This is a genomic window from Xanthobacter agilis (assembly GCF_021730435.1).
Taxonomy (GTDB): domain Bacteria; phylum Pseudomonadota; class Alphaproteobacteria; order Rhizobiales; family Xanthobacteraceae; genus Xanthobacter; species Xanthobacter agilis.
Genome location: NZ_JABWGX010000029.1, coordinates 49646 through 61290, shown reverse-complemented (window position 1 = coordinate 61290; position 11645 = coordinate 49646). Strand labels below are relative to the sequence as shown.

General features: G+C 68.4%; 8 protein-coding genes. 3 read left to right on the top strand and 5 right to left on the bottom strand.

All coding sequences use genetic code 11. The features are described 5' to 3' along the window. Positions 1 to 25 precede the first annotated feature (25 nt). Positions 26 to 2065 (bottom strand): DNA topoisomerase IV subunit B, encoded by a 2040-nt coding sequence (parE, locus tag HUW53_RS18260; RefSeq protein WP_237347188.1) that lies wholly within the window; start codon positions 2063 to 2065, stop codon positions 26 to 28. 234 nt (positions 2066 to 2299) lie between these two features. On the opposite strand from parE, the gene HUW53_RS18255 reads away from it, so the two are divergent. The 3 genes from HUW53_RS18255 to HUW53_RS18245 all read left to right on the top strand — a co-directional run bounded on the left by HUW53_RS18255 (position 2300) and on the right by HUW53_RS18245 (position 6287). Then, positions 2300 to 3550 carry an MgtC/SapB family protein gene (locus tag HUW53_RS18255; protein WP_237347187.1) on the top strand — a complete coding sequence of 417 codons (1251 nt, stop codon included), beginning with the start codon at positions 2300 to 2302 and terminating at the stop codon, positions 3548 to 3550. A gap of 103 nt (positions 3551 to 3653) precedes the next feature. Then, positions 3654 to 5453, top strand: a complete 1800-nt coding sequence (recJ, locus tag HUW53_RS18250) for a single-stranded-DNA-specific exonuclease RecJ (RefSeq protein ID WP_237347186.1) — start codon at positions 3654 to 3656, stop codon at positions 5451 to 5453. Between the two features lie 138 nt (positions 5454 to 5591). Further along, positions 5592 to 6287 (top strand): YoaK family protein, encoded by a 696-nt coding sequence (locus HUW53_RS18245; protein ID WP_237347185.1) that lies wholly within the window; start codon positions 5592 to 5594, stop codon positions 6285 to 6287. A gap of 80 nt (positions 6288 to 6367) precedes the next feature. On the opposite strand, the gene HUW53_RS18240 is transcribed toward HUW53_RS18245, so the two are convergent. The 4 genes from HUW53_RS18240 to HUW53_RS18225 form a co-directional block, all read right to left on the bottom strand. Next, the gene (locus HUW53_RS18240) at positions 6368 to 7759 is read right to left on the bottom strand and encodes a GntP family permease (protein ID WP_237347184.1); all 1392 of its coding nucleotides are present in this window, start codon (positions 7757 to 7759) and stop codon (positions 6368 to 6370) included. Between the two features lie 280 nt (positions 7760 to 8039). Beyond that, on the bottom strand, positions 8040 to 9092 hold the full coding sequence (gene argC / locus HUW53_RS18235) for an N-acetyl-gamma-glutamyl-phosphate reductase (RefSeq protein WP_237347183.1): 1053 nt from the start codon (positions 9090 to 9092) through the stop codon (positions 8040 to 8042). Between the two features lie 182 nt (positions 9093 to 9274). Further along, a complete protein-coding gene (gene glpX / locus HUW53_RS18230) occupies positions 9275 to 10276 on the bottom strand; it encodes a class II fructose-bisphosphatase (protein WP_237347182.1) in 1002 nt (333 codons plus the stop codon). A 19-nt stretch (positions 10277 to 10295) separates the two neighbouring features. Then, positions 10296 to 11600: a homoserine dehydrogenase gene (locus HUW53_RS18225; protein WP_237347181.1), complete on the bottom strand. Its 1305-nt coding sequence runs from the start codon at positions 11598 to 11600 to the stop codon at positions 10296 to 10298. Between the last annotated feature and the right edge of the window lie 45 nt (positions 11601 to 11645).

Here is an 11645-nt window from a genome sequence, read left to right as displayed (position 1 = left end):
GTTCAGTGAGGCGCCGCCCGGCGCCTCAGATGTCCAGGAGATCCTCGTCGGCGAACGCCGCATGCTCGGTGATGAACAGGAAGCGCGCTTCCGGCTTGTTGCCCATCAGCCGCTCCACGATGTCGGCGGTGGCGGCGCGCTCGGCATCGGCGATGCTGACGCGCTGGAGCGTGCGCGTCTTCCGATCCATGGTGGTTTCCTTGAGCTGGGCCGGCATCATTTCGCCAAGGCCCTTGAAGCGCCCCACTTCCACCTTGCCCTTGGCTGAAAACTCCTTCTTCAGCAGCTTTTCCTTGTGGGCGTCGTCGCGCGCATAGAGGGTCTTGGCCCCCTGCGTGATGCGGTAGAGGGGCGGCACGGCGAGATACAGATGCCCGTCCTCGATGAGCGTGGGCATCTGCCGGAAAAAATAGGTGACCAGCAGGGATGCAATGTGGGCCCCGTCCACGTCCGCGTCGGTCATGATGATGACCTTCTCGTAACGCAGGTCGGCGTCGCGGTAGCTTGATCCGGTGCCGCAGCCCAGCGCCTGGGCAAGGTCTGAAATCTGCTGGTTCTGGGCCAGCTTGTCGCGGCCGGCATTGGCGACGTTCAGGATCTTGCCGCGCAGCGGCAGCACCGCCTGGGTCTTGCGGTCGCGGGCCTGCTTGGCGGAGCCGCCGGCCGAATCGCCCTCGACGATGAAGATCTCGGAGCCCGCCGCCTCGGTGTTGGAGCAGTCCGCCAGCTTGCCTGGCAGGCGCAGCTTGCGCACAGCGGTCTTGCGGGAGATTTCCCGCTCCTGCTTGCGGCGCAGGCGTTCCTCGGCGCGATCGATGACGTGTTCGAGCAGCCGGCTCGCCTGGTTCGGATTGGCCGCGAGCCAGTGGTCGAAGGGGTCGCGCAGGGCGCTTTCCACGATGCGGGCGGCTTCGGTGGTGGCCAGCCGGTCCTTGGTCTGGCCCTGGAACTCGGGCTCGCGCACGAACACGGAGAGCATGGCGGCGCAACCGGTGAATACGTCATCACCGGTGATGACTGCGCCGCGCTTGCCCTGGCCGGAGCGTTCCGCGTGGTCCTTCAGGCCCTTGAGCAGCACGGCGCGCAGCCCGGTCTCATGGGTGCCGCCGTCCGGGGTCGGCACGGTGTTGCAGTAGGAGGAGATGCCGCCGTCGGCATCCGCCACCCAGGCCACCGCCCATTCCACGGAGCCATGGCCCCCAGGTTTCTGAATCCGGCCGGAGAAGATGTCCGGATGCACCAGGGTCTGGCCTTCGAGATCGGCGGCGAGATAATCCTTCAGGCCGCCGGGGAAACGGAACACCGTCTTCTCCGGAACCCCCTCGACGCCCTTCAGAAGCTCGGGATCGCACGACCAGCGGATTTCCACGCCGCCGAACAGATAGGCCTTGGAACGGGCCATGCGGAACACGCGCGCCGGCTCGAAGTGCACGCCGGGGCCGAAGATTTCCGGATCGGGGTGGAAGCGCACCCGGGTGCCGCGCCGGTTGGTGATGCGGCCGACCTTCTCGACCGGGCCTTCGGGCACGCCCTTGGCGAATTTCTGGCGATAGAGGGTCTGGTCGCGCGCCACCTCCACCTCCAGGTGGTCGGACAGGGCGTTCACCACCGAGACGCCGACCCCGTGGAGGCCGCCGGAGGTCTCGTAGACCTTGCTGTCGAACTTTCCGCCCGCGTGCAGGATGGTCATGATGACCTCCAGCGCCGACTTGCCGGGAAACTTGGGGTGGTTCTCCACCGGAATGCCGCGGCCGTTGTCGGTCACGGTGAGGTAGCCGTCGGCGGCGAGCTGCACCTCGATGAAGGAGGCATGGCCGGCCACCGCCTCATCCATGGAATTGTCCACCACCTCGGCGAACAGGTGGTGCAGCGCCTTGGAATCGGTGCCGCCGATATACATGCCCGGCCGGCGTCGTACCGGTTCCAGACCCTCCAGCACCTCGATGTGCGCCGCCGTATAGTCGGACGACATGGCGGGGACGGTCGGGGCCTTGGCACGGCCGGTCGCCTTGGTGGTGGCGCGGGGGCGGGAAGCGGAGCCGAAGAGGTCGTCGGTGTCGGACATGGTTTGGTCGATAGCAGAGGGGCGCGGGGACCGCACGCGAATCATGCGCGCGGCACGGACATCGTTCGCCCCATCATGTCAGAGCCCGCGAATGATGGGAACAGAATGGCAACGCCGGTTCGGCCGGGCAGGCGCCGCGCCGGCTTCCAGAAGCCTGAACGAGACCGCAGCCGTGGCGCCACGGTTGGGCTAGGATGCGGCAAGCGGCGGCGCCGCGTGTTCCGGCGGGAAACCATGGACCATCTGATTTTTCATCTCGCGGTGTCCCTCGCCATTGGTCTCCTGGTGGGGGTGGAGCGCGGCTGGCGCGAGCGCAAGGAGGCGGAGGGCAGTCGCACCGCTGGCGTGCGTACCTATGCCCTGGTGGGGCTGCTCGGGGGCGTCAGCGCGGCCTTGTCCCAGGCGCTGGCGAGCCCAGCGCTGCTGATCGTCACCGGCTTGGCCGCCATTGCGCTGTTCGCGGTGTTTAAATACCGGGAAATGCAGCGCGACAAGGACTACAGCGTCACCGGCATCATCGCCGCCATGCTCGTGTTCGCCCTCGGCGCGCTGGCGGTCGTGGGCGAAACGGCGGTGGCCGCCGCCGGCGCCATCGCCGTTACCGCGCTGCTGGCGGAACGGGAGGTGCTGCACCGGCTGGTGCGCCACCTCACCTGGCCCGAGCTGCGGTCCGCGGTGCTGCTGCTGGGCATGACCGTGATCGTGCTGCCGCTGCTGCCGGACCAGACCGTGGACCCCTTCAACAGCATCAATCCGCGCCAGATCTGGCTGTTCATGGTGTTGACGGCCGGCATCTCATTTGCCGGCTATGTGGCGGTGAAGGTGGCGGGGCCGGAAAAGGGTATCCTGTTCTCGGCTCTCGGCGGTGCCCTGGTGTCGTCCACGGCGGTCGCCATCGCCTTCGCGCGGCGGGCGACGGCGGGCGAGCCGCCGGGCCTGCTGGCGGGGGGCGCGGCCCTGGCGGCGATGGTCTCCGTGCTGCGGGTCCTGGTGATCTGCGCGGTGGTGCGGCCGGAGCTGCTGCTGCATCTCGGTCCGCCGGCGCTGGCGGCGGCGGCCGGTTTCGGCGCCTGCGGCGCGATAATGATGCGCCGGGAGGCCGGCGCGCGGGGCGACGCCAACCTCGGCAATCCGATCGAGGTCGCGCCGCTGACCGCGTTCGCCGCTTTGTTCGGCACGGTCTCCGCGGTGAGCGGCTTTCTGCTGCGGGCGGTGGGGCCTGACAGCCTTTATGCGGTGAGCGCGGTGGCCGGGCTCGTGGATGTGGATGTGCCGTCGCTGAATGCCACGCGCCTTGCCGGCAATGGCCTTTCCATGGAAGGCGCGGCCCTGTGCATTCTGATCGCGCTGGGCATGAACGGGGTCGGGCGCATCATCTTCGCCGCAGCGGGCGGCACGCGGGCCTTCACTCTGCGCTTCGCCGTCGCCACCCTGGTGGCGGCGGCCGCGGCGGCTGCGGTTCTGGTGGGCGTTCGCGTGCTGTGAGGGGCCGTCGGGCGGGGGCGACCGTGGCATCGCGCCGGCGCGACAGGGGCGTATTGCATGCCGGTGCCTCGACGTCGCCTTCGTCCTCTGGCTTCATGGGGCCGTGACCATCGCTCTGACGAATCGCCCCTTCCTGAACGTGTCGCATTCCGCCACCGGCCGCGCCTGGCGGGAGCGGCTTGATGTGCGCGGCGCGCAGACCGCCCTCGCCATGGCCCAGCGCTACGGGATCAGCGATCTGCTGGCGCGCGTATTGGCCGGGCGCGGCGTGGGGCTGGACGAGGTCGAGACCTATCTCGACCCCGCCTTGCGCACCCTTTTGCCCGATCCCGATACCTTGACCGACATGGCGCCGGCCGTGGAGCGCCTCGCCCAAGCGGTGGTGCGGGGCGAGAAGGTGGCGGTGTTCGGCGACTACGACGTGGACGGCGCCTGCTCCACCGCGCTGCTGGTGGGGGTGCTGCGGGCGGCGGGGCTCGATCCGCTCTTCCATATTCCCGACCGCATCTTTGAGGGCTATGGCCCCAATGTGCCGGCCATCGCGGCGCTGGCCGCCGAAGGTGTGAAGCTGCTGGTGACGGTGGATTGCGGCACCACCTCGGCCGAGCCCCTCGCCGCCGCCCGGCGCCTGGGCATGGATGTGGTGGTGATCGATCACCACCAGGCCAGCGAGGCGCTGCCGCCCGCTCACGCCATCGTCAATCCGAACCGGGAGGATGACCTCTCCGGCCTCGGCCATGTCTGCGCGGCGGGGCTCACCTTCATCACCGCCGTGGGGCTGGTGCGGGCGCTGCGGCAGATGGGGCATTTCGGCGCCGGGCGGCCGGCGCCAGATTTGCTGGAGGCCCTCGACCTCGTGGCCCTCGCCACGGTGGCGGACGTGGTGCCCCTGAAGGGGCTCAACCGGGCCTTTGTCACCAAGGGATTGATTGCCCTGCGCCGGCGCGACCGGGTCGGCCTGACCGCGCTGATGGACGTGGCGCGGCTCGACGGGCCGCCACGTCCCTATCATTTGGGTTTCATCCTGGGGCCGCGCATCAACGCCGGCGGGCGCATCGGTGACGCGGCCCTCGGCGCGCGCCTGCTGCTCACGTCCGATCCGATGGAGGCCAAGACCATCGCCGCCGAGCTGGACCGCCTCAATTCCGAGCGCCAGGAGGTGGAGCGCGCCATCGTCGCCGCCGCCGAGGCCGAGGCCCAGGCGGCCCTGGGCCTTCACGACGAAGGGCCGGTGGTGGTGGTGAGTGGGGATGGCTGGCATCCGGGCGTGGTCGGTCTCGTGGCCTCCCGGCTGAAGGAGCGGTTCCAGCGCCCGGCCTTCGCCATCGCCCTCAATGGCGACATGGGCACCGGCTCCGGCCGCTCGGTGCCGGGGGTGGATCTCGGCCGTGCGGTGCGCGAGGCGGTGGAAAAGGGGCTTCTGGTGAAGGGCGGCGGCCATGCCATGGCGGCCGGCCTCACGGTGGAGCGGGCGCGGCTCGGGGACTTGCGGGCGCATCTGGAGGCAAGGCTCGCCGCCGATGTGGAACGCGCCCGCGCCGAGGGCGCCTTGACGGTGGACGGCGCCCTGACCGCGGCCGCCGCGACGCCGGCGCTGGCCGAGACCCTCGCCCGCGCCGGGCCGTTCGGCGCCGGCAATCCCGAGCCGATGTTCGCCTTTCCCAACCACAAGCTGGCCTATGTGGAGAGCTTCGGCGCCGGCCATGTGCGGGCGCGGCTCATGTCCGGTGACGGATCAAGCCTGAAGGCGGTGGCGTTCCGCATCGCCGAGGAACCCCTCGGCCGCGCCCTGCTGGCGGCGCGGGGCCGTCCGCTCCATGTGGCCGGCACCCTGGAGCCGGAGACATGGCAGGGCGAAACGCGGGTGTCCCTGCGCATCAAGGACGTGGCCGAGGTGGGCTGACCCCGAGGCCCTGAGCGGTGCGCGCCGTGGGGCCGATCCGCGCCACATCTTCCCTTTGCCGGCAACAAAAAGGTCGTCGGTGCCCGGCGTGGCGGCGCATGATCCGCGCTGATGCTGTGATTCTGCGGGGATGTGGTCGTGCGACGGGTCTTGCCGATCTTGCTGAGCTTCAATGCCGGCTTTGTGGATACAGCCGGCTTCATATCCTTGGGTGGCCTGTTCACCGCGCATGTCACGGGCAATATCGTGACGTTCGCCGCAGCGCTTGCGGAGGGCCACGCGCCCGAATTTGGCAAGGTCGTCTCTATTCCGGTGTTCGCCGTGGTGGTGGCGGGCGCCCATCTGCTCGGGCGCGCCATGGCGTTGCGGGGCTACAGCGATTTTCGCGTCCTGATGGCTGCGAAGCTGGTGTTGCTGGCCCATGCCGCGCATGTGGCCATTACCTTCGGCCCGTTTTTCGACCCCAGCGCGCCGAGCACTCTCATGACGGGCATGACCCTGGTGAGCGCCATGGCGCTCCAGAATGCCTTGCACCGCACCCACCTCAAGGATTTGCCGCCGTCGACCATGATTACCGGAACCGTCACGCAAATCCTGGTGGATGTGATGGCCTTGTGGCGGCCGCATCCGGAAACCGAGCGGCAGGTCACCTTGGATCGGCTCACGCGGTTCAGCGCCAATTTCGCGGCCTTTGTCGGCGGTTGTGCCCTGGCGTCCTTCCTGTGCCTGCTGTTCGGCCTGTGGGCGCTCATGGTGCCGCCGCTGGTGGCGGTGGCGGAGATCTTCACTCTGCCGACCGATGAGGCGTCCGGCAACGACCGGCCGAAGGGCTGAGGCGTCGGCCGCAGGCGCTGAAATGCAAAAGACCCCGCGCACCGGTGGGTGCGCGGGGTCTTTTCGCGGGAGCCGCCGGCTCAGTACAGGCCGGTCAGCCAGTAGAAGCCGATGACGAAGAAGACCGCCAACGTCTTGATGATGGTGATGGCGAAGATGTCGCCATAGGACTGGCGGTGGGTGAGCCCGGTGACCGCCAGCAGGGTGATGACCGCGCCGTTGTGGGGCAGGGTGTCCATGCCGCCGGAGGCCATGGAGGCCACCCGGCTCATCACCTCCAGGGGAATGCCATAGGCATGGGCCTGGGCGATGAACTGCTCCGACATGGCCGCGAGCGCGATCGACAGGCCGCCCGACGCCGAACCGGTGATGCCGGCCAGCGTGGTGACGGTGATCGCCTCGTTGATGAGCGGGTTCGGGATCGCGGAGAGGGCGTTCTTGATGACCAGGAAGCCCGGCAGCGCCGCGATCACGGCACCGAAGCCGTACTCGGTGGCGGTGTTGAGGCTGGCCAGAAGCGCGCCGCCGACCGCATCCTTCGAGCCGCTGGCGAACTTGCCGGCGATGGGCTTGAAGGCGAACAGCAGCACCGTGAGAATGCCGAGCAGCAACGCCGCTTGCACTGACCAGATGGCGGCCCAGCTGGCGGTCGGCACGCTCACAGCGTGACCACCCTCGGTCAGGGTAACGCTGGCGGTGGCTTCATACCAGGTGGGAATGAAGCGCGCGAAAACAAGGTTGGCCACACCCACCACCACCAGGGGTGATAGGGCGAGCCATGCCGACACCGGCGGTACGCTTTCGTCCACCACCACTTCGTTGATGTGGCCGCTGCCGTAGCCTTCGCCTTTCTTCTGGGCCTGCCGGCGGCGGAACTCCAAATAGGAGAGGCCGACCACCAGGATGAAGACGGTGCCCACCAGGCCCAGGATCGGCGCCGCATAGGCGGTAGTCTTGAAGAAGGTGGTGGGGATGATGTTCTGGATCTGCGGGGTGCCCGGCAGCGTGTCCATGGTGAAGGAGAACGCGCCGAGGGCCACCACCGCCGGCAGCAGCCGCTTGGGGATGCCCACTTGCCGGAACATTTCCGCGCCGAACGGATAGACCGCGAACACCACCACGAACAGCGACACGCCGCCGTAGGTCAGGAGCGCGCCCACCAGCACGATGGACAAGATGGCGCGGCCCGGCCCCAGGAGCTTCACGATCGCCGAGACGATGGAGCGGGAGAAGCCCGACAGCTCGATCAGCTTGCCGAACACGGCGCCGAGCAGGAACACGGGGAAGTAGAGCTTGATGAAGCCCACCATCTTTTCCATGAAAAGGCCGGAAAAGACGACGGGCACCGCGCCCGGATCGGTCAAGAGCACCGCGCCAATGGCGGCGACCGGCGCAAACAGGATGACGCTGAAGCCCCGATAGGCCACGAACATCAGAAAGAAGAGCGCCGCTAGGCAGATGATGAAGCTCATCGGCGTTGGATCCAGAATGAATGAATGGAGGACACGTCGAATCCCTATGCCGGTGCATGCACCGGCATAGGGAAGCTAGCCTGCCATAATCTGGGCAGCGACTCACCTGGAGCTGATATCCACCGGGTTATTTACGACTTGGTAACCATTCCGTCGCGGAATCAATGGGATGCGCGGGATCGTTCCTGATGAAAAAACCGCCTGGGCGGAGCCGCAGGCGGTTGGTGTTGGGCAATGAGGGTCGGAAAGGGGAGCCGCCGTGGCGACCGCCCGCCATGGGTCAGGGCATCAGGGCGATCTGTTCCAGGCCGAGGGTCTCGGGAAAACCGAGCACCAGGTTCATGTTCTGAACCGCCTGACCAGACGCGCCCTTCACCAGATTGTCGAGGGTGGACAGGATGATGGCTCGGCCCGGCACGCGGTCCGCCACCACGCCGATGAACACCATGTTGGAGCCGCGCACATGGCGCGACTGCGGCACCGCGCCGAACGGCAGCACATGCACGAAGGCTTCGCCCTTGTAATAGGTGGCCAGCAGATTGTGCAGGTCTTCCGCGGTGGCGCCGGTGGTGCGCACGAAAATGGTGGCATAGATGCCGCGGTTCATGGGGGTGAGCACCGGCACGAACATGGGCGTCACCGGCCGGCCGGCGGCCTTGGAATATTCCTGGTCGAGTTCGCCCATGTGGCGGTGCCCGGATACGGAATAGGCGTGGATGCCCTCCGAGACCTCGGAGAACAGCATGGCCTCCTTGGCCGAGCGGCCGGCGCCGGACATGCCGGTCTTGGAATCGATGACGATCGAATCGGGCTCGATGGCGCCCGCCTCGAGCAGCGGCACCACCGGCAGGATGGAGGTGGTGGTGTGGCACCCCGGATTGGCGACGAGCCGCGCCTTGCGGATCTCGTTCCGATAGATTTCCACGAGGCCGAACGCGGCTTCCTGCTGCAGTTCCGTGGCGCTGTGGGGATTGCCGTACCATTGCTCGTAGGCGCCGGGGTCCTTCAGGCGGAAGTCGGCGGACAGGTCCACCACCTTCACCGCCGGGGCCACCTCGAACACCTTCTTGATGACCTCCTGGGTGGTGGCGTGGGGCAGGGCGCAGAACACGAGGTCCACTGCCGTGAAATCCACCGCGTCGATGGTGACGAGCTTCGGTAGCGGAAAGGGCGCGAACTGCGGGAACACGTCGGCCATGGACAGGCCGGCCTTGCGGTCGGCGGTCAGGGCGACGATCTCCACCCGCGGATGGCGCAGCAGAAGGCGCACCAGCTCCGAGCCGGTGTAGCCGGAGGCGCCGAGAACCGCGATCCTAGCTTTTGCGTCCGCCATCTTGCTCTCCTGCCACGGCCGGCGCCCGACTGGGCCGGCGACATTGGGGCGAAGGTCTGTACACCCATCCCATTTCAGGGAAAAGACGGTGTCCCCGGCCGATCCCGATGGGTGGCCATTCGAGCCTGCAGGGCCGCGGCCCGCCGTGGGTCAGGGGCGAAGCGTCGCCTTTCGGGGCGCGCTCACCCCTCGATGCGGAACTTGCGGAAGTCGCGGTGCTCGGTGGTGATGCGGCGCACGGTGCCGGTTGCCGCCCGCAGCACGATGGTGTCGGTCTCGATCACGTCGCGGCCGAATCGCACGCCTTTCAGCAGCGCCCCGTCGGTGACGCCGGTGGCGGACACCAGGCAATCGCCCCGCACGATCTCTTCCAGGTGGTAGATCTTGGCGCCGTCACGGATGCCGAGGGCTTTGGCCTGCTCGCGCTTCTTCTCGGTGTCGAGCACGAGGCGGCCCTGCATCTGGCCGCCGATGCAGCGCAGCGCCGCCGCCGCCAGCACCCCTTCCGCCGCGCCGCCGAGGCCGAGGTAGATGTCGACCCCGCTCTCGTCCGGATTGGTGGTGTGGATGATGCCGGCCACGTCGCCATCGGTGATGAGCTTGATGGCCGCGCCGGTCTTGCGCACCGCCTCGATGAGGGGGGCGTGGCGTGGGCGGTCGAGGATGAGGGCGGTGATCTCGGAGGTCGGCACGCCCTTGGCCTCGGCGAGCGAGCGCACATTCTCTTCCGGCGAGCGCGAGAGGGAGACGATGCCTTCCGGATAGCCGGGCCCGATGGCGAGCTTCTCCATGTAGACCGGCGGCACCTTCAGCAGCGACCCGGCCTCCGCCATGGCGAGCACCGAGATGGAGCCCTCCATGTTCTTGGCGCACAGGGTAGAGCCCTCCAGCGCGTCTACCGCCAGATCCACCTTGTCGCCTCCGGCGCCGAAGGTCTCGCCCACGAACAGGTGCTCGGTCTCGCCCTCGACCCCCTCGCCGATGACGACCGTGCCGCTCACCGGCGTGCCGTTCAGCTCCCGGTAGCAGGAGGACATGGCCGCGAGGTCGGCGGCCTGCTCGTCCCCCCGGCCGCGCAGACGGGCCGCCGCGACCGCGCAGCGCTCGGTGATCTGGGCAAGATCCAGGGCCAGCCGCCGGTCGAGGACTTGAGGCATTCTGTGGAGCAGGGGGGCGGCGCACATGGTTTTGTCCTTCTCGGCCTCAATCCTTCTCGATGCGGATCACTTGCGGCAGTGAGCTCACAACGCCGTCCGCCTCGATGGCGGCGATGGCGCGCCGCACGGCCTCTTCGGTGGTGGCGTAGGTGATGAGGATCACCCGCGCCGTGCCCTGGGGGGCTTCGCCCTGCAGACCGCCCGGCCGGCGCTGCACGATGGATTCCAGCGAAATGCCCTCGTCCGCCATGCGGCGGGCGATGGTGGCCGCTGTGCCGGGCTTGTTCACCACCGACAGGCGGATGTAGTAGCCGCCCTCATGGCGCTGCATGGGCGCGCGCTCGGCCTTCATCAAGGTCGCCACCGGCAGCCCGAAGACGAAGCCCTTCACCCCGCGCGCCACGTCCGCAAGGTCGCCCACCACCGCCGAGGCGGTGGCATCGCCGCCGGCGCCGGGGCCCACCAAGGTGAGGTCCACCGCGTCCGCGTCCAGCGCCACCGCGTTGGTAACGCCGGAGACCTGGGCGATGGGCCAGTGCTTGGGCACCATGGTGGGATGCACCCGCTGCTCGATGCCGGTCTCGGTGCGCAGCGCCACGCCCAGCAGCTTCACCTTGTAGCCCAGGTCGTCCGCCGCCTCGATGTCCTCAAGGGTCAGCTGGCGGATGCCCTCCACATAGATGGCGTCCGCATCCACCCGCGTTCCGAACGCCAGGGAGGTGAGGATGGCGAGCTTGTGGGCGGTGTCGAAGCCGTCGATGTCGAAGGTCGGGTCCGCCTCCGCATAGCCCAGCCGCTGGGCTTCGGCGAGGCAGGTGTCGAACGCGAGCTTCTCATCCGCCATGCGGGTGAGGATATAGTTGCAGGTGCCGTTGAGAATGCCGGACACCCGCTCCACCACGTTGCCCGCCAGCGATTCGCGCAGGGTCTTCACGATCGGGATGCCGCCCGCCACGGCGGCCTCGAAATGGAGGCCGGCGCCGGTGGCTTCCGCCCGCTCGGCGAGCATCACGCCCCATTTGGCCAAAAGCGCCTTGTTGGCGGTCACCACCGGGCGCCCCAGGTCGAGCGCGGCCAGCACCGCGGCCTTGGCCGGATCGTCGGCGCCGCCCATCAGCTCCACGAACACGTCGATGTCCGGGTCGCGGGCGAGGGCCACGGGGTCCTCGTACCAGCGCATGCCGGAAAGATCGATGCCGCGATCACGGGTGCGATCGCGGGCAGCCACCGCCACCACCTTGAGGTTGCGGCCGGTGCGCGCGGCAAGGTCGCCCGCGCGCCGTTCGAGCATGCGGATGACGGCGGCTCCGACGGTGCCAAGGCCGGCGAGGCCCACTTTCAAGTCGCTCATGGATCGGACCGGTTCTCTGCGGAGGAACAGGACGCCCGCGTCGGG

Bases quoted from the DNA above. Each gene is read 5' to 3' on its own strand.
- HUW53_RS18225 (WP_237347181.1), bottom strand. From the start codon at position 11,600: ATGAGCGACTTGAAAGTGGGCCTCGCCGGCCTTGGCACCGTCGGAGCC.
- HUW53_RS18255 (WP_237347187.1), top strand. From the start codon at position 2,300: ATGGACCATCTGATTTTTCATCTCGCGGTGTCCCTCGCCATTGGTCTC.
- HUW53_RS18240 (WP_237347184.1), bottom strand. From the start codon at position 7,759: ATGAGCTTCATCATCTGCCTAGCGGCGCTCTTCTTTCTGATGTTCGTG.
- glpX (WP_237347182.1), bottom strand. From the start codon at position 10,276: ATGTGCGCCGCCCCCCTGCTCCACAGAATGCCTCAAGTCCTCGACCGG.
- parE (WP_237347188.1), bottom strand. From the start codon at position 2,065: ATGTCCGACACCGACGACCTCTTCGGCTCCGCTTCCCGCCCCCGCGCC.
- argC (WP_237347183.1), bottom strand. From the start codon at position 9,092: ATGGCGGACGCAAAAGCTAGGATCGCGGTTCTCGGCGCCTCCGGCTAC.